Below are 21941 nucleotides of genomic sequence, written 5' to 3' on the forward strand. Positions count from 1 at the left end.
CAACTCGCTTGCCAGTATCGATACTGATGAGAACCTCCTTAGGCCGTATGAAGTGTAGAACCAAAGGAAATCGAACGAGGCCAATAGAATCACTAGGTGCGCCTAGCCTTTGATGAGCAGATATTTGCTATCCAGGAGTATGGCGGGATTTCTCGGCTCTTTGCTGAATTGGCCAAGCAATATGTGGCGCACCCAGAAATCGGGGTTGAGCTGGAACCGCTCCGTGCACCGATTGTGAATCGTTACGTTTTGGACAGCAAGGCCACAACGGCTGCACTCAAGGTTGAATCAGCGGCAAACTCATACAGGGCCCTTGCTCGATATTTCACACGAGTGCGTCCAAAGGTTCGCGTTGACATCATTCATAACACCTTTTACTTACCGCACGGGCTTTCTGGCTACCCAGGCGCAAAGCGCGTAGTAACGATTCACGACATGATCCCTGAGCGAATGCCCGCTACTCGACGTCGCCTAGATTTCATTACGCGTAAGCAACGCTACGTGGAACTTGCAGATCACGTGATTTGTGTTTCAGCTGCCACAAGGGATGACCTTTTAGCAACCTACGGTTCGGTAAAAGCACCGATCACCGTGGTACATCACGGTGTCGATCCGATTTTCACACCGGGAGCGGAGCGTTGGAAAGATCTGCCTGAGAGATACGTGCTTTTTGTAGGCAATCGCAGCCAGTACAAGGATGCAAAAGTGCTTATTCGCGCCTTTGCCCAAATTGCTCCTAAACATCCTGACCTGACTTTGCTCTTTATCGGTGGCGGTGAATTCACTAGAGCTGAGAGCCAAATGATTAAGGAATTGGGCATCTCCCGAAACGTTCAACAACGCACATTGCCTGATGCCGAAATGAGCGCGGCATACGGCAATGCTGATTTGTGCGTATTTCCTTCCAGATTTGAAGGTTTTGGACTGCCCGCACTTGAAGCGATGGCGTGTGGAACACCCACAATTTTGGCTGCAGCAACTTCATTGCCCGAAGTTGGCGGTGATGCAGCTCGATATTTCATTCCTGGGAACATTTCTGAATTGGCAACGCTCATGAATGAAGTACTGAACAGCAATGAAGAACGCGCTAGATTGTCGGCATTAGGAATTACTCGAGCCGCACAATTTTCCTGGGAACGCTCTGCGCGTGAAACTGCTTCCGTATATGAATCGCTGCTGAAGTAATCTGTTCCTGACATGAATGCCGTTTCAGAAAACAACATCCGCGCGGAACACCCGTCTGTCGGTGCCTACATTGCTTCAGTACTCACTCCTGAGCAGCGCACAAACGTACTATTAAGTTCCTTCAATCATTGGGATTTTGCCCAAGGTGCTCTCGCCGATATCGCATTAAGCCTGAAGTCAATCGGATCTGAAGTAACCCTTGCTTTTTGGGCCGGACGCACCCCACTACACGATGTGGGTTGGACCACGAGTCGAAACATCAGTCGAATTCTCAACTCTCCTGGGCGTGACCAGAGAGTGCGTAAAGGCCTGATTTCCCAAGGGTTAGCCAAGGCTGCCTTCGCCAATCCGCCGATTAAACATTGGCGTCCTATGGAACGAGTTCAGCTTCCAGAGGTGCTGAATAGAACAAATATTCGTGCAATGCAATATCGAGGAACTGCCGTAGGGCGTGCAATTTTGCAGGTGCATCCTGATCGTGAAACTCCAGTCACCGATGACTTTCTGTGGCCAAAGAAATGGGTAGAGGCGACTGCAAAGTCCTATGCCTATGTGTATGACCAAACCTTGAAGCTCATCGATGATTGCAAAATCACAGCTCTGATTACTTACAACGGTCGGTTCCTTCATGATCGTGCTGCGGCAGCTGCAGCGGAAACTCGCGGTCTACCTGTGTTGAACTACGACATGGGTGGATCGCACACTGATTTCGATTTGACGATCGACGCAACACACGACTGGGATGCACTGCAAAGGCGCATGCTCGCAATGTATGAGCAGTGGCCTGTGGATGAGCGCGATGAATTGGGAAGCCGTTGGTTCCTTGAACGCATCAATCACGAGGACCCAGCAAATGCTCTCTTTGTAGATGCACAGAAAAAGGGAGTTGAAATTCAACTTCCAGAAGCTGAATGCACCGTCGTGTACTTCAGCTCTTCAGGAGATGAAATCGCAGAGCTTGAATTGGACTGGGATGCCTATTTTGCGGGTCAAAATAATGCACTGAAGGTTCTGGCTGATGAATGCAGAAAGCGCCCCGGCTATTCACTCGTCGTTCGTTCACACCCGCATAAGCGGATGAAGCCAAAACTAGATGTTGAAGAATGGCTTGAAGCCGTTGCATACGCCCAGCCTGACATGCATTTGGATCCATTCTCGGAAGCTGATTCATACGAGCTCATGCGTCAGGCAGACATCGTGGTCACATATGGATCCACCACTGGAGTAGAAGCCGCTTTTGCTAAGCGACCAGTCATCGTCATGGGCCCATGTGCTTACGACAAGTTGGGATGCGCAACAGGAGTCGCAACAGTTGAAGAGCTTGGTCATGCCCTTGAAAATCGTGAACCCGGATGGTGGCCCGGGGCTGTCTCATATGGGCTCATGATGAAGCGACGAGGATTCACCTACGAATTTGTGAACAAGAATGACGTCGGTATGCGTTCGCTCGGTGGCATAGACCTCTGCGAAGCGAATAAAATTACGTTGGATATGAGTCACCTCGAGAATAGGTTGCAGCGGTGGAGGCTCACGCGTAACAAGTAAGGCAGTACACAAGGGGAATTGAACTCGGATGTCATCAATGCGTGAACGAATCAAAACAAGTATTCCATGTAGCACCGAGATATATAGATATGTAATTGACCGCAATAATATGGCACCAACACCAAAACGTGTGAAACATCTTCTCGAAACTCAGTCTTCAATCAAATTAGATATTGGTGGTGGTGGCCCAGGCCGTCATGGGTTCACAAGCATTGATGTGACGCAGGATTGTGACCTCTACTGGGATTTGCGCCGAGGAATCCCATTTCCCAATGGATCCGTCGACGTTGTGTATTCCTCGCACCTATTTGAGCACCTCACATTTGATCAAGGGCAGACGGTGTTGCAGGAATGCATGCGGGTACTTAAGCCAGGAGGAAAATTTTCAATCTCGGTTCCCAATGCACGCCTATACATAGAGGCATACATGGGATTGCGCGAACTGCCGCAAGAATTCTTAGCCTGGAAGCCAGCATTCAATGATTCAACGGCGATTGATGCAGTGAATTACATCGCCTACATGGGTGGCGAACATCAATACATGTTTGATATCGAAAATCTCAAGCACGTGTTAGAGCGAGCTGGCCTCATCTCAGTTACCGAGCGCACTTTTGATGCAGAGATCGATGTACCCGAGTGTGAATATGAATCTATTTATGCTGAAGGATTCAAACCGTAACGCTGAAGTACCCAGGGCATTTGTGCTACGCGTTCACGCGTAAGTTCTGTAGGTGTGAATTCGGGGGTTTCGTAATCCATACCGAAAAGTGATGTTGAGAATTCACTCTCTAAGGCAAGACGGTCTCCACGAAGTGGAGTTTTCCCTTTATGCAATCCGATCGTGTCGACAGCCATGATTGAGCCGGCTGGGCCACAGATCTCTGCCACGTTGTTCCATAGCCCAGCTGCCCGAACGACTTCATCAGTCTTACGACCATCACCGCGCAAAGAACGAGGGAGTTTTCGATGAGTGCCCTTGATGTACATGTGAGGGCCCGTCTCTGGGTCGACATCAGTCAAATAAATAAAGAACTTTAAGAAGGACAAACGATCGCGATCCTGATGAAAGAGTTGTGCGTTGACATCGGCATCTTGAGCCCGCTGGCTTGTAGTCCACCAAAATGCCACTTCGTCCATCACAACTGGTTGACCAAGATACTTTTGCGAAATCAGAGCCATCACGGGATCAGTAGCAAATTCTTGAACTTCTGGGCACTGTAAGCCAGTTGCCTCATCGAAGTCATATCGGCCTACAGCTGGATTTGAACGTGGGTATGTAGCTGCTGGTGTGTTCGCGCCACGTGCAACGCAGGGTGCTTTTTCTGCAAACGCGCGAATGGCATCCGTAATGCTGTGGTCAACAACGTGATCAAAAACGTAAAAGCCGTCGCGCTGAATTGTGGCAACAGCTCGATCAGCTTCAGCTAAATCAATGAATCGGCTCGAATTACAGTCAGCGAGTTGCCAAGCCTGTGGATCATTTTCTTTGATCACACGGCGTGACACCCACTTACCAAGGCGGGGATCGATATCCATAGCTGAACGCATATTGAACTGCGTTTGCCCTGGCGTAGATCTAGGGATGGTTGCGCTCCCATTGAAGCTATGCGCTGCGGCAACGGTTTTCGCAAGGCGCGGGAACTTGAGTGCCTTGTCGACCAATTCGCTCATATCCGCAACTCTAATCGATGGAGAGTATGTAGGAGATTCAGCGTTTGAAGCGGCGCTGAGCGGTGTCCTTGAGTTTTGCCGACAAGACTCCGAGTAGCTCACCATAGGAGAGGTAACGAGCCAAGGAGTCCGGCTTGCTTGCCGAGGCATCGACGACACCGAGATCGCGTGAATAGTTGGAGTTCACGACGATACCGAGATAGCCGCGAGCAATGTCTTTGATCGTGACGCCCCGCATTAGGTACTCAAGATGGTGACCTTCGTGGTGGAATACCTTGATCCAGGGCTCTCGAGCATGGATGGCTATCGGTTGCGCGTACTGCAGCCATATGTTGTACCAACTGAATTCATATGGGGACTCGGCAAGCGCGTCTTTGTAATCCCAGCCGCGTGGCGCAAGAAAAGTTTCAACGAAAGAGCGCAACACCGTTGAAGAAAAAACAGTATGGCCGTGGCAGGTGCGGATGACCGAGGAATCCCACCCAATTAAATCTGCAATGTGCTGAATTTCAGTAGAGCGAGTTTTCCAATACTGGTTGTAGTAAGCAGGCTCAACTTCCAGCTCATGATCTTCAACGAGCACTGAATAAGGCGTTATCGCATCAAACATGAAATCGGCAATACGGAATTCTCGAATGAATTCAGCATCAGAGTCAACACAGAAGTAGTTGTCCGCCAATCCAAGTTCCCAGAACGCTAATTTGATGATTTCCTGATTGATGTATCCAGGGCGCATTCCATGAACTGGCTCAGTTACTAGGTGCTCAGCAAATCGAGACTCACCAAGGAATTCGATATTTTCTGAAGTAAGTGGTGCGAAGAGTTCTAAGTCGTGGTCTGGAACAACCGCGTATAAGTGCACCCCATCCGCATTGAACGTATTGAATGAGGTAACCAAACGCTGGGCATACTCAAAGTCCGCGCTGTAAGACTTTAAGAGCATTGCGAACGGTTGAGTCATGGTCAGGCGTTCTTTACTGCTTCGATGATGCCAGCAGAACATAGGAACATTCCGCGCCAGGTTCCTTCGTGCTCCAGAGCAATCTGAGCTTCACGGTATTCGCGTGGATCGATCTGATCAGCGAGCATTGGGTACGCAGGGTGGTAGTTGTACCAATGGAACTTCAAGTCTGAGTAGCCAAGTGAGCGAACAATCTCAGACAATTCAAAAGGATTATGGAAGCGAGCCAGGATTTCGTCGTAGCCGTCGCCAGTAGGGCGTGTGCGGACCGGTGGCTTGTTTACCTCAAGGCGAGAGTCAAGATCCGATGAGACAACTGCCTTGATCGACTCGGGGACATCAACAAGGAGTTCATCGAGAATGAATTCCTTGGTGAGACGGTTAAACGTAAACATGGAGAACATCGAATTGCGGAACTGCAAAATTAATTGACCGCCAGGTCGCAGAAATGAATCCATGCCTTGCACAAAAGCGAGGTCATCACTGACGTGTGGAATTACGCCGAGAGCCATGACCGAATCAAATTCTCCACGCAGTTCGCGTTCAGCGGCAAGTGCATTCGCATCTTGCGCATCAAGCCAGGTGATTTGTGAACCTTCGAGGCCACGAGCCTCCATATTCCCACGTGCCACCTTGACCATCTCCGGTGAAATGTCATTGCCAGCAACGCGTAAGCCGGTGGCACCGATGGTCGAGAGGGGTGAAGCGTCACCCACGCCAAGTTCGTAGACCGAAGTTGAACCGAATTCGGCAAGGAGTCGCTGCACAAGTTGCAAGCGAAAGAAATTAGCTGGGTATTCCTCGTTCGTCCAGATCTTTTCTGGGTCGTATTGATCCCCATAACTCGAAGCACTGCCGTCGTAGTGCGATGCGACTGACATCAAGCGCCTTTCCTCAGATGTACTTCAGTGAGCAATCCGTGCTCAAGCAATTCTGTTGCAAGTATCTGGATTTCTTCAACAGGACGGTCCAATAGATCGGCCATGTCTTGGAGCGAATGCCGCCCGTCTGAATAACTGAGTACGTGGGTGCGCAGCAGAATTTCGCCAGCAACGGTTCGGCCATGCATGGCGTGATAGAGACCACGCTTTCCAAGCTGTGGCTCACAGTGCTCAGTTGCCTGGTAATACACAGAAGTTTCAAGTTCATGAATTACTGCAGCTACGAGATCGAAGCCTCCTTGCAAGCCCGCTGGTGTGACAAAGGTGAGGTCATCTGCGGAGGAGTGGTACTGCGGGTATGAGCCGTACTTGGTTCGCATTAATGAAATCAAAGGAAGATCGACACCAGGCGCGCAGTATTGACGTTCGTCGCTTCCTCGATCGAGATAAGAATATTCAACAGGTTGTGGTGTTTGAGCAATTGCTCGCCGTGCAATTCGATCGATAGGAAGTCCACCCAAACGCGAGGCCATATACGAGTAGTCGCCTTCGTCGCCGATGCAGGTGAGTTGCATTCCTGCGATCACATGTGATTTGAGGTGATCAAGATTGCGCGAAATATAAGTAATCGCGCCAATTGTTTCTGGGACGAACACAAAACGGTACGAGTATTTGTGTGAAGGTAGTGACATCAACCATCGAGCAAGTGCAACTGAAACAACCGGCCCTGAGAGCTCGTTGTTTGCAAGTGACGGGTGGCAGATGTAGGTGGAAATAAAGACTTCTTCTTCGAGTTCACCTGGAATCACTAATTCGCCGTAGGTCATCGAACCCGGCTGCAGCGTGCTGTCAATGTAAGCGTGGTATTCACCTGGGAGTAGCGCCTCGCGAACCTCGTGAGGCAGACATAAACCCCAGACCCGGTTGTAATAACTGGTGACATAAGGAATGGCGGTTGGATGTTCAGCATCCGAATGAAGGTGTGCCTGAAGCTCATCGAGGGTGAGATGTAGATCTACCGGATCTGAATATCCGACAACATGAACATTGCTGTTGGCAAAATCGATGATCTTGGTTCCGTCTGGGCCAATGAGGTAGGCATCGCGGATATTCCACTCATCGGGAATGGTCCAGTCAAAGGCTCGCGTGCCACTGGGTACCTCGTGGGTGACTAAACCTGGGAGATGTTGCTTCAGCACATCGAAGGTGGCACGGACTCCGTTACCCGTCAGGCTGCGTGGGAAATTCCAGAGCTCCTGGGCCAAGGCATGCATGAATCGACCCTCGGCGAGATTCGCCACGTCGGATTCTTCCTTCACGCACGCTCCAAAGCAGCAGGATAAGAATCCCTAGACTATCGGGATCATGACTGACCCACGAGTGTTGCTAGTCGTGGCCACTTTGGGCCAGCGACCCGAATTTCTGCTTCAAACCCTGGAATCCATTCGGGCGCAGGAAGTGCCCGCTGACATCGTGATTGTGGCTCCCGTGAGTGAGCCAAGCGTCCTGGAGGCGGCAGAGCAGTTTGGCATACCAGTGATCGCAGATCCTGGTTCCCTGACCGGCGCAATCAACCTGGGCGCCAAGGAGCTCCAAGCCCATCACACCTACTTCAATTGGCTTAACGACGACGACCTCTTAGAGCCAGGGTCCCTTGCGGCAACTGTTCGAGCCCTAGATGAGAACCCAGACGTTGTTGTTGCCTATGGGGCCTGTCGCTATATCGATCCTGAAGGTCGCCAGCTCTGGGTGAGCCAAGCCGGTAAATGGGCAACTCGAATCCTTGGCTGGGGTCCTGACCTGATTCCGCAGCCGGGCATGCTGGTTCGGGCGTCGGCGTGGGAGGAAGTCGGTGGAGTCGACGAGAGCTACAAACTCGCCTTCGATCTTGACCTGCTACTCAAGTTGAAAAAGCTCGGTGCATTTGTGGACGTGCAGCAAGTTGTTTCATCCTTCCGTTGGCATCCAACTTCCCTGACTGTTGATGACCGCAATACGAATATTGCAGAGTCTGAACGTGCCAAGCGCGCTGCATTAAGCCCAATCGCACGGAAATGTAAGTGGATCTGGGAAGCGCCAGTTCGAGTTGCCACGCGATTCGCAGCAAATGAAGTGCAGCGACGGGCAAAAAAGTTATCTGAAGGTCAATGAGTAAGTGGAAATTCAAGAGTCGTTAAGACCTAAATATTTTTGACCAGAAGCCTTTATAGATTCCGACTGCCGCAATTTGCCGAACGGTGTAAAAGTACTCGATACTTTTTCCTAGTGCGTTTAGATTAAATGTTTCCAAGCGAGCCTGATGAAATTCAATAAATGAAGCCCTCCAGTTCTCACTAGAGGTTCCACCTTCATAAAAACGCGCTATTGGAAACCCAAGCATTCGTGGACTTCTGATGAGAGTTAGCTTGAGAAACGCTGAGTAGTCGGCGGCGATCTGAAATCGTACATCGAAACCCCCAACGGCTCTCAAGTCCTCTGTTCTTGCAAACGTTCCCTGATGGGGAGCAAATTTCCCACGGGCGAACTTCGCTCGCTGTTCCGATTCGTAATCCCACTCTGGCGTCACGACGGTCGAACCATTCACTGAAACGACTTCGACTTGCCCGATGAGCCACGTTGCTTGGCATTCAAGACTTGCATCATGAACCTGGCTCAACACGTCAGGAACCAATTCATCGCCCGCATTTAGAAAGTAGACATATGTACCCTGAACACGAGCTAAACCTGTATTCATGGCTACATAGATTCCTTGTGGTTCAACCCATGAATACGAAAACGAAAAATCCGGTGAATCAAAACCTGATGATCCGAGTAACGCATCAACTTCATCGCGATTCGACGAACTGTCAATTACAAGGTATTCAACTCGTTTGAGTTGTTGACTTTTGAGCGAATGTAAGGTGCGAGTGAGCCCTGCGATGTCGTCTTTCACCACGGTAACAACGCTGAGCCAAGGCTGGTCAGTCATGTATTCAGCCGTTCTTAATGAACACGCGGCCTGAGTAGTCAATTGGATGCATATATGGCCGATGTCCAAGCGCGGCGAAGTACTCGTCTACCGCAGTTCGAGCCCCTTGCCAGTGGCCGTAATCGTCGAGAATGCACACACCACCTGGAACAAGGCGCGGGTAGAGAACTTCTAGACCAATGCGAGTTGATTCGTACCAGTCAGTATCAAGGCGTAGCAGAGCAATTTTTTCAGGAACAGATGTTTTCAATGTTTCTGCAACGTCACCTTCAATAAATTGAAAGTTCGAGAATGGGTAACCAGTGATGCGCACATTTGCCTCGACATCTGCGCGGCCAGCAACGCACCACACATTGTTTCCGTCGCCAACATCGGTTGTTGAAAGCATTTCTGTGGCGGTTACTCCTGTGCCTGCTTCAACGTCGAATTCTGTCGGTTCGGTCATGCCGGCGTAGGTGTCATAGAGCCAGAATTTGCGATCATTCACGCCAAGGCGGCCGAGTTCCTTGGCCATGGCCATCACGCTGCCACCTCGCCAGACACCACATTCAACAAAGTCGCCGGGCAACCCTGCATCGGTCACATAACGAACCGCACCAATCAAACTCCACAGGCGTTCAGCGCTGGTCATGGTGAAGGGGCGAAGGGATGCAATGAGTTCCGCGTCAGCAGGAGTGGCCTCAACTGGCAGCCGAGTGCCAGCGTTGCTCACCCGGGAGATTTGGAGGCCAAAGCGACGAGCAACTGAATCGACAACCCGCTCGTAACTTTTCATTGGCAAATCATCCCATCTCGTGCATTGACATCTGCACGATTGGGGCCGGTTCGACCTGAAGACAATCGCCTGCCTTGATTTTCCCATTCGCGTAGAGAGCCATCAGGGCTGCATTCAATTTGAAATCAATGGGGATGACGGGCTCAAGAGGAAGTAGCTCGAACTGTGAGACAACTTCATCGAGGAATTCTCTCCGATACACAATCGCGCACACCGTGTTGGATATTGGCCGAGATGCCGACTGAATCGTGCGAATCGCGCCGCCTTTCCATCGCAGGGATGATGGAGTGAGCAGATGTCGAACGCCGAGTTGGGTGGCATCAAAGGAAGCAGAAATATTGGCGTAGAGCCAATCTGCTCCATCAGCAGTCAATAATGCATCGAGGCCGGCCGAGAGGTCACCGAGATCTGCGCATCCGCCATCGTCTTCGAGGATCAAGATCCACTGAGCGCCGCTAGCAAGCCCTTCCCGCCATAAATGCAGGTGGGAAAGCTCAATATTGAGTAATCGCCGTGTCGCGGCCACGGATGATGAGGCAAAACTCGATGAACGAGCGGCAAGCCCTAATTTCAGGCGACGAGCCTGGAATTCCCCAGAACGGCGAAATCGAGCGGTAATGGAGGTCGAGACACCCTCGTTGAGGTAAGTATCCCAAGTCTGCTCGAAATCCAGGCTCGCGAATGCCGAGGCACGACCCACCTCGGGGGAAAGAGGCAAAACCTCTGGAGACCAGGCATCAAGGGTATTGACCTGAATCTCAATGGATCGGCCAAGCATCTCGAGGGCTCGAGCCAGCCCAAATGCCAGCCCGCCTTCCTCCTGATTTTGGGAAAAGCGGCTGCCCAGGTGGCTCACGACACCAATGAATAGGTCAGTCACAGTTCTCCAAGACCGTAGGAATACGAGGACACCGGTACGTTATCCGCTGTGAGTGAGAGTTCCGAGCGACTACCGAGCGAGCCGGACAATTCCCATAACGGGCTTTCAGTGGCCGATTTTGGAAATCCCGGGGTTAAAGCGTCGATCCAGCGCGCTGTGGAGCTCTTGCCGAAGGAGAAGCGAAAGCTCCTCTTCTTGGCTGCAGCCATCCAGGTTTCCCTCGGGTTGCTCGATCTCATTGGCATCGCCCTTGTGGGGCTTGTAGCCGCGGTGGCAGTTTCGGGTATCGGGCTCGATGGCACTCCTTCCTGGGTTCAAAACTTGTTAACCAAACTGGGCTTAGGGGATCTCACTGTTTCTCAGCTCACGGTGCTCATTGCGGTTAGTGCCGTCGCAATTCTCATTCTCAAAACGGTGCTCTCGGCATTTATGTCGCGCAGAGTGATTCGCTTTCTTGCGAATCGGCAACGCGATGTTTCGGTACGCCTTGCCCAGGAGTTCCTGAGCAGACCACTCGTTGATGTGCAGCGTTGGACAACAAGCGAAGCGATCTACGCGCTTGGCTCTGGTGTTGGCGCAGCGACGGTGGCGTTGCTTGGGTCAGCAATCACTATTGCGGCTGAGGTATTCCTCTTCACAATCGTTGGTGTTTCGCTGTTGTTGTTTGATCCGATTCTGACGCTGGTTGCGATGGGCTTCTTCGGATTAGTGGTGGTAGGGCTTGGCCGCTTCCTTAATCGTTGGACGCAGCGCAATGCCCGCATCATCACTGAGAGCTCAATTGACACTCTGACATCAGTTTCTGAAGCGCTCGCTACCTACCGCGAAGCAACAGTGTTGAATCGTCGCGATCTTTATATCGGCCGATACGAACGCATCGTTGGCAACTATGCGAATGCCAGTGCAACGAGCGCATTCATTATGGAAATTCCTAAGTACGTTCTTGAAGCTGCTTTGTATTTCGGTGTGCTTCTCCTCGGTGTTGTTCAGTTCCTTACTAAGGATTGGGCCGCCGCTGCCGCAACAACGGCACTGTTCCTTGCTGCTGGTTCTCGGGTCGTTCCCGCATTACTGCGCCTGCAAGGCGCGACGATCACTATCCGTAATGCGTCTGTGCAAGCTCAGCCGACGTTCTTCCTTGCCGATTTCTTAACTTCTAAAGGGATGAATTCATCAAAGCCAGCAAGTCAGCGCATGACTGCGCAAACCATCCACGAACACATTGCTGCTGGCTACCCGGATTTCGATGCAACTGTTGTTGTAACAGAAGTTTCATTGACCTACTCCGATGCAACTGAACCAGCATTGATTGAGGCAAATCTTGTGGTCAAGCCCGGTGAGTCAGTGGCATTGGTTGGTTCAACAGGGGCAGGCAAATCAACCCTTGCCGATGTTGTGCTTGGTGTTATGGAACCTCAATCAGGCACGGTCACGATTAGCGGCGTAAGTCCACGCGAGGCCATCAACCGATGGCCCGGTGCAATTGCTTACGTTCCGCAAGCAGTTGCGCTAGTTGAGGGAACGGTACGCGAAAACGTTGCGCTGGGTCTTCCGAGAGATCTCATCGACGATGCACTTGTGTGGGATGCCCTAAATCGCGCTCACCTTGCTGATTTCCTTGAAGAAAGCCGCGAAGGTCTCGACACAAAGATCGGTGAGCGAGGTTTTCGTTTAAGCGGTGGCCAACGCCAACGGCTAGGTATTGCGCGTGCTCTCTATACCCGACCAAGGCTGCTTGTGCTTGATGAAGCGACAAGTGCACTTGATGCTGAAACCGAGCAATCGATCGTGCAGACCCTGGACGAACTTGAAGGTCAGGTCACCACGATCACGGTTGCCCACCGATTGGCGACAGTGCGCCGCGCAGATCAAATGCTCTATCTCGAAGGTGGGCGCATCACAGCTCGCGGAACCTTCGATGAAGTACGTGCGCAAGTGACGGACTTCGATCGTCAAGCTGCGCTCCTTGGGCTGTAGTGAAGGCATCGGTAGCGAATCCATGACAATGAAATACACACCAGCCGATGTGTCTGCAGTGGTCTGCACACTGAACTCCATCAGCGGTATCGAAAGATGCGTCAAGAGTTTGAGATCGGCTGGCATAACCGAGTTGATTGTGGTTGATGCGAATTCGACTGATGGCACCAGAGAAGTTGCTGAAAAGTTTGCGGATAAAGTTGTTACCGATCCAGGCAAAGGCCTTGGTATGGCACGCAATATCGGCATTGAGCAGACAACAAAGCACTTTATTCTCAATATGGGCTCCGACAACGTACTGCCTAGCGGTGAACTTGAAAAGATGATTCAAGCGCTCCAACTTGAGAATCAAGGCAACCTTCAAGGGGTGAGCGCACAAACACTCATTGAAGGTGATGACTACCTTTCAAATGGACTTAATGCGTGGCGAAAAGGTCGTTTCCTTCCCGGACCGGCCGCAGTAATTGGAACACCAACACTGTTCATCGGTAAGACGCTCAGAGCGCACCCGTACGACCCGAATCGCAGATTCAGTGACGATTCAGAACTGTGTGAACGCTGGGCCAAGGACTTCAATGCGACCTTCGCTATCTCAGATGCTGTAGTTCATGAAGTAGGTAAAACCTCATGGAGTGAAATTGTGGTCCGCTGCAAGATGTATGGAGTGTCGGACTATGAAGTGTTTAAAGAAGGCACGAAATCCGGTTGGAGTCTTAAGCGAAAAACTAAGTCCTATCTTCATCCAGCTCGAGTCGATCTCGTCGTGCCATTGAAGAACCTTGAAATACACGAAAAGGTGAAGGCTCTTCCTTTTCTGGTCGCATTTACTGCAATGCGTTACGACTCCTGGATTAAAACGGGATGGAAAAACCGTTAGCTCAAAATTTGATTTCGCAGTTCGGAGCGATCGGTAAATGCATGCTGCAAACCGGCTTCTTGAGTGGGCAAAAGTCGTCCAAGTAACTGCGAGGCCTTCTTGGTATCAAGGCTCAAATTTCGAACCCGAGAAATTCCGTCAGCACCCGGTGGTGATGAAACCGATTGGATCAAACCAGAGTCCAACCCAAATTGATCAGCAACTGCGACACCAAAATCAAACTTAGAAAGCGCATTGCCAGCTACGCAATGAAATACACCCGATGCCTTCACCGCATTGAGGTCCCACAAGATCTGCATCAGATCCTGTGCATAAATTGAGGAGACGATGTAATCGTTGTAGCCACTAACCAATTCACCACGAGTTAATGAGTTGACGAAGAATTCAAGAATAGAGCGGGAACCTGTGGGGCTCCACCCGAAAAAATTTGTGCGCGCGATAAGTGCAGCAGGATTTTCTTCGAGTACAGCGAGCTCACCGGCTAATTTGCTTTGCCCATATGAAGAAAAGGGAGACGGTGTATCCGTCTCGTTGTAGTTGCCGCGAGCGCCATCAAAAACAGCATCAGTTGAAATGTGGATGAAGCGTGCGCCAACAGCAGCGGTACTGCGAGCAAGATTACGAGGACCGACAACATTGGCATGATGTGCGAGTTCTGGCTCGCGCTCGCATAGTTCATGGCTTGCGATTGCAGCCGTGTTCAGCACTACGTCAGGCTGAATCGCGCGAATAACTGAATCAACTGAAGAGCCGTCCGTGATGTCACATTTGACTATCGAACTGAACCCAGGAAGAGGGGAATGGGATCGAACTGTTCCAACAACATCAACAGTTCCTTGCAGAAACGCCCCAGCATTACTGCCTAAGAATCCGTTGGCCCCAACCACAAGCCACGTGGAGTCGGCGGTCACAGCCCTAATTCATCCAACATGGCGCGAAGTTGTGGAACATCGAGCCACTGGTCGTTGTTATCTGAGGTGTATGCAAAGTCATCAGGGACGCTTTCGCCTACTGATTCCTTGAATCCGCCCCACATTGCAAGTGTTGGTTGCACCACGTAGCGATCGGCGCGCTTCACCGTGCGGCGCGCATCTTCGGTGGAGATCATCTCTTCGTGGAGCTTTTCACCAGGGCGAATTCCAATATCAACAAGTGGGGCCCCTGGCGCAATTGCTTCAGCGAGATCAACGACCTTCATGCTGGGAATGCGTGGGACATAAAGCTCGCCGCCAGACATGTCCGTGAAAGAATCAATAACGAAATCAACGGCTTGAGGAAGTGTGATCCAGAATCGAGTCATGCGGGCATCAGTGATGGGAAGTGGTTGCCCGGCTGCTGCGAGATTGCGGAAAAATGGAATAACAGATCCGCGTGAGCCCATCACGTTGCCGTAGCGCACAACTGAAAAGCGGGTGCCACCATCAACGGCGTAATGGTTGCTCGAGATAAAAAGCTTGTCTGCCGTGAGCTTGGTGGCGCCGTAAAGATTGACAGGCGATGAAGCTTTGTCGGTAGAGAGGGCAACGACCTTCTTCACGCCGGCATCTAAGGAAGCCTGAATAACGTTTTCGGAACCCAAGATGTTTGTCTTGACATATTCCATCGGGTTGTATTCAGCGGTATCGACCTGCTTGAGGGCGGCCGCGTGCACTACGTAGTCAACGCCACGCAGAGCCATGTTCAGCCGGTCGCGGTCGCGGATATCACCCAAGAAGAAGCGAACTCGAGGATCATCGCCCCAGGTTTGCCGCATTTCATACTGCTTGAGTTCATCGCGGGAGAAGATGACTACGCGTGCAGGATTGTGCGTGGTGAGCAGTTGATCCAGAAAGGCTTTGCCGAACGATCCGGTGCCTCCAGTAATGAGGATGGACGCGCCTTCAAAAGTGGTCACGTAACTCCTCAATAGCTCATGTTCGTCGACGTTTAGCGAACCCATATCTTAGCCGGTGGCCTCAGGATATTTCGAAATCAAGATCCTCTCTCCGGCAGTAAAGGCCAGTTGAGTAGTGACAGGGAGCTCGTGTCCATGGCAACGACCTTTTAAAATAACTAAGGTATTCCTCAAGGGAGTTTTAAGACCTATGACGAATTACGCCAAAGAAACTTCTGAGTTTCATCCGCCGCATTTGATGGCCTCGCTATTAAGGGTCCTGGGCAGGAATGGTTTCGCGATCCTCTCAGGAGCGCTCTGCTTCGTCTGGGCGTTCATCGGATGGTTAGCGGTTATACCTAATCAAGATATTTTGGCTGACGGAATACAGGCACAGAGCTTGCTGCGAGATCCACGTGTGGTTCTCGCTTTCCCGGGACAAAAGCACGCAGGGCCGCTGGAGTATCCGTTTACCGTGTTGGCTGAGGCGATCGCTCCGGGAAACTATTTTGTGAGTGCGGGTATTCGCCCGGTATTGGCTTTCCTCACAGGTTTTCTTGTGGCCAGGTTATTTCTTAGGCTCTTTCCTTGTGCACCCAAGTGGGCGTTTCTCATTGCAATCGCAGTCGGCCCAACAATCATCCATGGGCTGCTAGGTCCGGAAGGAAATCCAGTTGGCGTATGGTGGCTGCAACCTAACTGGGACATGGCTTGGCTACTTGTCACAGCCGGAGCGTTGACCCTCTCAAGATCCAAAGGCGTCACTCAGTTAAGCGCCTTGTCTGGTGGATTATTGATTGGCTTAGGTTTTTATGCGCATCCAGCAATAATTTTGCTCATCGCACCCCTACTCGCGCTAGTGGTGATTCGTAGAGTTCCTCGTATTCGACAGTTATCTTTCGCGGCTCTAGGAATCGTTATTGGCACAGTTCCTGCGATTATCAGTTACTTCGTAAACGCGAATATCAATAAGTGGGACCCGTCTCACGGCGCCTTCATTGCCGTCGATTACTACAAGACCATTGGAGGCACAGCCCTTGGACTCACGGGGGTCTCCGACTACATGGGAACCCTCTTACCGTACTCGCTCGGCCTTGCTCCGAGCACGCACTTCTTGTCGGGAAGCTGGCAATCAATGCTCATGTGGGTATTTGTTGCTGTGGTTGTAAGTGTTTCAGTTTTCTCGGTAGTCCAAGCGATTCGAACACGCTGCGAATTGAGTGAAGCGGGTGCTATCGCGGTTGCTTGGCTCGTTGCGATGGCCACCATGGGAGCGTTTATCACTTTTGTAGATCCGGTATGGATTTACAGTTCGGGACTAGCAATTTTGTTTTGGTTGAGTCTTGGAGCCTTGCCAAGTCTATTTTCAAAACCGGCAGTGGGTGTCGGCGTAACACTTTTCTGGCTTGTACTCGCAGCACTCAGCACTGTGACCCACAATGCCAAATATCTATTGACTCTGCCCCATGAAATTCAGAACAAGATTGACGTCATGAATACCAATCTAAACCTTGCGAATGCGCTGCAAGCGCAAGGCGCTGACGTTGTTTTCGGTTCGTATTACGATGCAATAAACGTTGGATATGCAGCTAATTGGAAACTGCGCACGATCACGAATCATTACAACCGGTTCCCCCTCAGTAAAGAGGAACTCAATGGGAAGCGATTAACGGTCGCAGTCAATTCAAAGCCTACCGACGATTGGGGTAAAGAAGCCTTAGAGTCGATGAAAAATAGTTGCAACGAAAAAGGCACTTACAACATTTCGTCAGGTCTGAATTACGCGAAATTCTCTTGTTCACCGAAGGCGCTTCGCTTCTAATTCACTCTGTTATCAAGTCTGAAAAGGTCTGGACTGGGATACTTCGATGTTGGTTTTAGTTCTTGGACCCTCAAGACCCATGAGAGCAGCTAACAATAGAGCCGCCACCGGTACTCCCCAGTAACTCCAAGAAAAAATGGTTTCAGTTAATCCGGCAGTAAAGATGTATATCGATATTGCGATTGAAGTCGGCCCGATAGTTGGAATTGTTCGAATTCCGAAGGAAAATACCATGATGAAAATAATCAAAGTAAGCACGAGCATGATTATTCCGTAGCGCATGAGACCGTCTATGAACACACTGTGTGCATGATTATGTGTGACAAGTCCAGCAATTCCGGTCCTACTTTCGACGAAGACGTTAACACCGCTTGTGCCGACTCCAATCAATGGACTGTCTCGCCACAACGCAAAAAAATCATGCCAGATTTGCATTCTTCCATTTAATGTCGGGTCTATCCCTACTAAATAAACGACAGATCCGACTAGCAAAAAGAAAAAAGTCGTAATGCGGATAGCGATCCGATGAGTTGCTTTTTGTATCTGCTCACTCCAGAGAAAGTAAACGGTTAAGGCAATGATCACTGCAATAAGCGAAGTGCGAGCCTGACTCAGAACGAGAATTATTCCGCCGCCAATTCCCAGAGCCAATTTGTTGCCAAGCCGTTTCTGCGTAAATGCAAACACAAATACAAAGCCGCCAATTGGTCCAGCCGTATTTACGCTGCCAAAGGGCCCACCCCAACGAGTATCGATTCCCAAAAACTCAGTGAGAAGTGGCACGCGTGTGGAACCGCTATCTGCGATATGAAAACCATCTGGCCCGATTCCAAGGGGTGAAAGAAGCAAATTCAAGAACACAATCAGAATCAGTGAATATGCAAGGCACAGACCTGCAATTTCAATTCCGCGACGATTGACACTCTTGAATGCCAGAAGGAGTGCGATTTCTGGAAGTAAAAAAAACGTCTCATTGAAAACTGAGCCGTCGATTTGCGTTCTGAGAATGGAGTACCCCCATGCCAATCCAATTAAAAGAAGGAAGATTTGAAGTTTTGAGGGGCTCCTAGGGCTACGGTAAGTGAGCCAAAAAAAGTAGATTAGAAGTCCGCCCAAAATTCCAACGAGAACTCCAAGGTCTTGACCCTTGAAAACGGCTCTACCCGGCGCTAGGGAGTGAAGATAGACGCTCACAGCGGGAAGGCACATCGCTAACCACAAATAGAACGGCTCACGGCGAAACAATTCGCGAAGGTTTGACACGCTGACCAGACTACATTGGGCGCGCACATCAATAAGGTCCTCAAACTGTGATCCCACATTTGTGTCAGCAGGGCAAATACTCGTGCAAATTCGTGGAATTATGAAGCCATGCAATCTCTAGTCCTTGGTACTGCCCAATGGGGAAGTGCCTATGGAGTAACGAATCAGACAGGGCGACTTTCGAATGAAGAAATCGCAAAGGTGATCGCTACCGCGAAGGAAGCGGGGCTAGGTTTCGTTGATACTGCTGCAAATTATGGTGATGCAGAATTTCGGCTAGCACCATGGGCACAAGATTTTGGCATAACTTCAAAAGTCAAGGGGGCCGACCACCAGTCGATAGAAAAGCAAGTGAGGGAGTCGCTCAGCAGTCTTCAGATTTCTCGTTTGAGAGTTTGCCTGATTCATGATTGGTCCACAATGGATCTAGTGGCGTCACGAGCAGCTCTTTCTGAATTACGAAGGTTGCAAAGGGATGGACTGATTGAGAAAATTGGGTTTTCCGCCTACGACGAATCAGATCTTGTTAAAGTTAGTCAATATAATGGCGTTGTTCAGTGTGTTCAACTTCCTATCAGCGCGCTTGATCAGCGAATGATGCAATCTGAGAGCGTTTGGAACCTCAAGTCCCAAGGCGTAGAGGTTCAAGCTCGCAGCATTTTTCTCCAAGGCCTTTTGGCTAGTCGCTCTGAAACTACGCAGGGCAGGCACGTTGACGTTATTCGCTTCCATGAGATTTGTGAGAGAGCTGGCATGAACCCGATAGAAGCAGCACTTGATTTTGTCAAGAGTTTGGTGTGGGTGGACCAAGTAGTAGTTGGAGTGACTTCCGCAGTGGAGCTTCAAACAATCGTGGATTATTGGAACAGTTCCCCGCCCACGGATCTATCGTTTCTGGGCTCTAATGATCTCAATCTGATCGACCCACGATTATGGAATCTCGTATGAAAACGACTGCAATAGTTCAAGCAAGGATGAGCTCAACTAGGTTTCCAGGAAAAGTTCTGGCGGACCTTGCAGGTGCTCCGATGATTATTCGGCAACTTGAACGGCTCCGAAGATCCGCGGCTATTGACCAAATAGTGGTAGCTACTTCAACAGATCCAAGTGACGATAGTTTAGTGGACTTGCTCATAAAAGAGCAGATCCCAGTTGTGCGAGGAAGCCTCGATGATGTCCTTGAACGATTCGTCCAGGTCTTAGATGAGTACCCATCTGAAACAGTTGTTCGGATAACCGGCGACTGTCCATTGATTTCCCCAGAGGTCATGGATGACGTGATTGCTTTCTTTTTTAACTCGAAGGCGGATTACGCATCGAATACGATGAACCCGACCTTTCCCGATGGGCTTGACGTAGAAGTTGTTAGAGCGAAAGTCTTGCGCGCAATTCACGAAATTTCTACCGATGGTGCTGAGCGAGAACATGTCACGCTTGGAATTTACAGACGACCAGAAACGTTCACGATTGCAAATTTTGAAGGACGCGATGACACCTCTGAATTGCGGTGGACAGTGGACACTCCTGAAGACCTAAATTTTGTGAGAGGTGTATTCGCGGAGCTGTATCCGATGAATCCACAGTTCGAATTAGCCGAAATCCATGAGTATTTACAGCGTCACCCAGATCGAAACCGTACAGTTAGAGACGCAAAAAGAAATGCGGCTCTGCAGGGTTTAGATACAGGAGTGATGAATGCCTAGCCTCACCGAACGTTATGTGCGCTCGGTTGAATATCTGGCGAGGGCTGAAGCGGTCATTCCACTTGGATCACAAACATTCAGCAAGTCACGCACTCAATATCCCGCAGGTGCTGCACCACTTTTCGCCCAACGTTCGTTCGGAAGTCGCACTTGGGATATTGACGGCAACGAGTATGTTGATTTAGTGAGTTCGCTGGGGGCGGTGGCTCTTGGTTACGGTGATGAAGAAATTCATGAAGCAGTAGTAAAGCAACTCAAAGACGGCGTAACCCTGAGCCTTGCGCATCCGATAGAAGCAGAAGTTGCAGAACGTCTTGTTGATCTCATTCCATGTGCGGAAAAAGTCCGGTTTGCTAAGAATGGATCTGATGCAACGTCCGCAGCGATAAGACTTGCTCGCGCATTTACTGGCAAGGAACATGTGATCGTGTGTGGGTATCACGGTTGGCAGGATTGGTACATCGGCAGCACAACAATGCATCGCGGGGTACCAAATTCAATTAGGGCACTTACTCATTCCATTACCTATAACGATATTGATGCCCTGATTACCGTGGCAGATCGCCTACAAGGAAACGTTGCGGCGCTGATTATGGAACCCATGACTTCATCGTTTCCAGATCCGCACTATCTGCGTGAAGTTCGAAGAATCACGCAAGAACGAGGAATTGTTCTCGTTTTCGATGAAATGCTCACCGGGTTTCGTTTTGCACCCGGTGGTGCTCAGGAATATTTCGGTGTCACTCCTGATCTTGCGGCCTTCGGTAAAGCACTAGCAAATGGATTTCCGCTTTCCGCGATTGTTGGGCGTGCTGACATCCTCAACGTCATGCCAGACATTTTCTTTTCAGGAACTTTTGGCGGGGAGACCTTGTCACTCACTGCTGCAAATGTAGTACTTCAACGAATGGCAACAGGAGTCCCGACTAATCAGTTGGCCTCGATTGGTAAATCTCTGATCGAAAGAATCGATGCGACACGCTCAGAGGTATCGAAACCCGTCCTGACTTTTTCGGGCCATGATTCATGGATTTTCCAGCAGTGGCACATTGACGACTCAGAGGTATTGGCGCAGGCCAAGACCCTTTTCCTTCAAGAGATGTTGCGACGAGGGGTTCTTGTGCTCAACACCCATGATGTAACCACAGCTTTCAAGGCCGAAGATATTGAAGTGGTTGCTATTGCCTACGCGGAATCTTTGAACGAAGTCTGCTCAGGACTCACTGGCAGAGATCTCCTGTCTCGCCTCGAGTGTGAGCCGATTCGACCACTCTTTCGGGTACGGTCGTGAGTGTTATTTGTAACGTTTCCAGTGTCACGATTCATGATGTGTCACTCTGAATTTTCTTAATACCTTTGCTCATCGTGAGGTAAATTCAGTAGGGCATCGCGAACTCATGATCCACTCGGGCTTTAATGACCGCGCAAATGAGCTGAATCAGCTTGATTCAAATTTATGAAGTCAGGGATCGGATGCTATGGGGTTCTAGTCAGATCGCACTTGAGAAAAATTGAGGAAAGCCAGCGTGCTTGCAAGATTGGGTGTAGTTCAAAGAAGTT

General features: G+C 50.3%; 20 protein-coding genes. 10 read left to right on the forward strand and 10 right to left on the reverse strand.

Translation table 11 applies throughout. The annotated features are described in order from the left end of the window. The first annotated feature begins 96 nt into the window (after positions 1-96). From PHN51_06775 to PHN51_06785, 3 genes are all read left to right on the forward strand, one after another. The gene (locus tag PHN51_06775; protein MDD2818484.1) at positions 97-1185 is read left to right on the forward strand and encodes a glycosyltransferase family 1 protein; all 1089 of its coding nucleotides are present in this window, start codon (positions 97-99) and stop codon (positions 1183-1185) included. A gap of 12 nt (positions 1186-1197) precedes the next feature. Continuing rightward, positions 1198-2730: a hypothetical protein gene (locus PHN51_06780; GenBank protein MDD2818485.1), complete on the forward strand. Its 1533-nt coding sequence runs from the start codon at positions 1198-1200 to the stop codon at positions 2728-2730. Between the two features lie 109 nt (positions 2731-2839). Then, positions 2840-3409: a methyltransferase domain-containing protein gene (locus tag PHN51_06785; protein MDD2818486.1), complete on the forward strand. Its 570-nt coding sequence runs from the start codon at positions 2840-2842 to the stop codon at positions 3407-3409. Here the strand turns inward: PHN51_06785 and PHN51_06790 are convergent. The 4 genes from PHN51_06790 to PHN51_06805 are packed head-to-tail and all read right to left on the reverse strand — an operon-like array spanning position 3385 to position 7562. Further along, positions 3385-4401, reverse strand: coding sequence for a phytanoyl-CoA dioxygenase family protein (locus tag PHN51_06790; GenBank protein MDD2818487.1), 1017 nt, complete (start codon positions 4399-4401; stop codon positions 3385-3387). The genes PHN51_06785 and PHN51_06790 overlap by 25 nt on opposite strands. Before the next feature lie 37 nt (positions 4402-4438). Beyond that, positions 4439-5362, reverse strand: a complete 924-nt coding sequence (locus tag PHN51_06795) for a DUF6492 family protein (GenBank protein ID MDD2818488.1) — start codon at positions 5360-5362, stop codon at positions 4439-4441. Positions 5363-5364: 2 nt separating this feature from the next. Further along, a complete protein-coding gene (locus PHN51_06800; GenBank protein ID MDD2818489.1) occupies positions 5365-6243 on the reverse strand; it encodes a class I SAM-dependent methyltransferase in 879 nt (292 codons plus the stop codon). Further along, positions 6243-7562, reverse strand: a complete 1320-nt coding sequence (locus PHN51_06805) for a DUF4910 domain-containing protein (GenBank protein MDD2818490.1) — start codon at positions 7560-7562, stop codon at positions 6243-6245. Before PHN51_06805 ends, PHN51_06800 begins: the two co-directional genes overlap by 1 nt. 46 nt (positions 7563-7608) lie before the next feature. Between PHN51_06805 and PHN51_06810 the strand changes: the two genes are divergently transcribed. Then, positions 7609-8394 (forward strand): glycosyltransferase, encoded by a 786-nt coding sequence (locus tag PHN51_06810; GenBank protein ID MDD2818491.1) that lies wholly within the window; start codon positions 7609-7611, stop codon positions 8392-8394. A 22-nt stretch (positions 8395-8416) separates the two neighbouring features. Here the strand turns inward: PHN51_06810 and PHN51_06815 are convergent, their stop codons facing one another. Genes PHN51_06815 through PHN51_06825 form a run of 3 tightly spaced genes read right to left on the reverse strand, consistent with a single transcriptional unit; the run spans position 8417 to position 10866 of the window. Then, the gene (locus tag PHN51_06815; protein ID MDD2818492.1) at positions 8417-9211 is read right to left on the reverse strand and encodes a glycosyltransferase; all 795 of its coding nucleotides are present in this window, start codon (positions 9209-9211) and stop codon (positions 8417-8419) included. Positions 9212-9215: 4 nt separating this feature from the next. Continuing rightward, positions 9216-9986 carry a macrocin O-methyltransferase gene (locus PHN51_06820; protein ID MDD2818493.1) on the reverse strand — a complete coding sequence of 257 codons (771 nt, stop codon included), beginning with the start codon at positions 9984-9986 and terminating at the stop codon, positions 9216-9218. A 7-nt stretch (positions 9987-9993) separates the two neighbouring features. Further along, positions 9994-10866, reverse strand: coding sequence for a hypothetical protein (locus tag PHN51_06825; protein ID MDD2818494.1), 873 nt, complete (start codon positions 10864-10866; stop codon positions 9994-9996). 48 nt (positions 10867-10914) lie between these two features. Here PHN51_06825 and PHN51_06830 point away from each other — a divergent pair, with 48 nt between their 5' ends. Then, complete coding sequence (locus PHN51_06830; protein MDD2818495.1) at positions 10915-12843, forward strand: ABC transporter ATP-binding protein; 1929 nt, start codon at positions 10915-10917, stop codon at positions 12841-12843. A 22-nt stretch (positions 12844-12865) separates the two neighbouring features. Further along, positions 12866-13720, forward strand: coding sequence for a glycosyltransferase family 2 protein (locus PHN51_06835; protein MDD2818496.1), 855 nt, complete (start codon positions 12866-12868; stop codon positions 13718-13720). On the opposite strand, the gene PHN51_06840 is transcribed toward PHN51_06835, so the two are convergent. Together PHN51_06840 and pseB are read right to left on the reverse strand one after the other, a co-directional pair. Next, positions 13717-14631 carry an SDR family oxidoreductase gene (locus tag PHN51_06840; protein MDD2818497.1) on the reverse strand — a complete coding sequence of 305 codons (915 nt, stop codon included), beginning with the start codon at positions 14629-14631 and terminating at the stop codon, positions 13717-13719. The genes PHN51_06835 and PHN51_06840 overlap by 4 nt on opposite strands. Further along, on the reverse strand, positions 14628-15614 hold the full coding sequence (pseB, locus tag PHN51_06845; protein ID MDD2818498.1) for a UDP-N-acetylglucosamine 4,6-dehydratase (inverting): 987 nt from the start codon (positions 15612-15614) through the stop codon (positions 14628-14630). The genes PHN51_06840 and pseB overlap by 4 nt, the downstream gene beginning before the upstream one ends. Positions 15615-15729: 115 nt before the next feature. Between pseB and PHN51_06850 the strand changes: the two genes are divergently transcribed. Continuing rightward, positions 15730-17415: a hypothetical protein gene (locus tag PHN51_06850; GenBank protein ID MDD2818499.1), complete on the forward strand. Its 1686-nt coding sequence runs from the start codon at positions 15730-15732 to the stop codon at positions 17413-17415. Positions 17416-17427: 12 nt separating this feature from the next. On the opposite strand, the gene PHN51_06855 is transcribed toward PHN51_06850, so the two are convergent. Further along, positions 17428-18678 (reverse strand): O-antigen ligase family protein, encoded by a 1251-nt coding sequence (locus PHN51_06855; protein ID MDD2818500.1) that lies wholly within the window; start codon positions 18676-18678, stop codon positions 17428-17430. Positions 18679-18786: 108 nt separating this feature from the next. Here PHN51_06855 and PHN51_06860 point away from each other — a divergent pair, with 108 nt between their 5' ends. The 3 genes from PHN51_06860 to PHN51_06870 are packed head-to-tail and all read left to right on the forward strand — an operon-like array spanning position 18787 to position 21672. Next, positions 18787-19626: an aldo/keto reductase gene (locus PHN51_06860; protein ID MDD2818501.1), complete on the forward strand. Its 840-nt coding sequence runs from the start codon at positions 18787-18789 to the stop codon at positions 19624-19626. After that, positions 19623-20381 carry a glycosyltransferase family protein gene (locus PHN51_06865; protein MDD2818502.1) on the forward strand — a complete coding sequence of 253 codons (759 nt, stop codon included), beginning with the start codon at positions 19623-19625 and terminating at the stop codon, positions 20379-20381. Before PHN51_06860 ends, PHN51_06865 begins: the two co-directional genes overlap by 4 nt. Further along, positions 20374-21672, forward strand: a complete 1299-nt coding sequence (locus tag PHN51_06870) for an aminotransferase class III-fold pyridoxal phosphate-dependent enzyme (protein ID MDD2818503.1) — start codon at positions 20374-20376, stop codon at positions 21670-21672. The genes PHN51_06865 and PHN51_06870 overlap by 8 nt, the downstream gene beginning before the upstream one ends. The last annotated feature ends 269 nt before the right edge of the window (positions 21673-21941 follow it).

The sequence above is a fragment of the Candidatus Nanopelagicales bacterium genome, assembly GCA_028687755.1.
Taxonomy (GTDB): Bacteria; Actinomycetota; Actinomycetes; order S36-B12; family S36-B12; genus UBA11398.

What these genes read in the sequence shown, in the direction of transcription:
- PHN51_06780 (MDD2818485.1), top strand. Translation starts at nt 1,198, where the DNA reads ATGAATGCCGTTTCAGAAAACAACATCCGCGCGGAACACCCGTCTGTC.
- PHN51_06785 (MDD2818486.1), top strand. Translation starts at nt 2,840, where the DNA reads ATGGCACCAACACCAAAACGTGTGAAACATCTTCTCGAAACTCAGTCT.
- PHN51_06790 (MDD2818487.1), bottom strand. Translation starts at nt 4,401, where the DNA reads ATGAGCGAATTGGTCGACAAGGCACTCAAGTTCCCGCGCCTTGCGAAA.
- PHN51_06795 (MDD2818488.1), bottom strand. Translation starts at nt 5,362, where the DNA reads ATGACTCAACCGTTCGCAATGCTCTTAAAGTCTTACAGCGCGGACTTT.
- PHN51_06800 (MDD2818489.1), bottom strand. Translation starts at nt 6,243, where the DNA reads ATGTCAGTCGCATCGCACTACGACGGCAGTGCTTCGAGTTATGGGGAT.
- PHN51_06810 (MDD2818491.1), top strand. Translation starts at nt 7,609, where the DNA reads ATGACTGACCCACGAGTGTTGCTAGTCGTGGCCACTTTGGGCCAGCGA.
- PHN51_06815 (MDD2818492.1), bottom strand. Translation starts at nt 9,211, where the DNA reads ATGACTGACCAGCCTTGGCTCAGCGTTGTTACCGTGGTGAAAGACGAC.
- PHN51_06820 (MDD2818493.1), bottom strand. Translation starts at nt 9,986, where the DNA reads ATGAAAAGTTACGAGCGGGTTGTCGATTCAGTTGCTCGTCGCTTTGGC.
- PHN51_06835 (MDD2818496.1), top strand. Translation starts at nt 12,866, where the DNA reads ATGACAATGAAATACACACCAGCCGATGTGTCTGCAGTGGTCTGCACA.
- PHN51_06860 (MDD2818501.1), top strand. Translation starts at nt 18,787, where the DNA reads ATGCAATCTCTAGTCCTTGGTACTGCCCAATGGGGAAGTGCCTATGGA.
- PHN51_06865 (MDD2818502.1), top strand. Translation starts at nt 19,623, where the DNA reads ATGAAAACGACTGCAATAGTTCAAGCAAGGATGAGCTCAACTAGGTTT.
- PHN51_06870 (MDD2818503.1), top strand. Translation starts at nt 20,374, where the DNA reads ATGCCTAGCCTCACCGAACGTTATGTGCGCTCGGTTGAATATCTGGCG.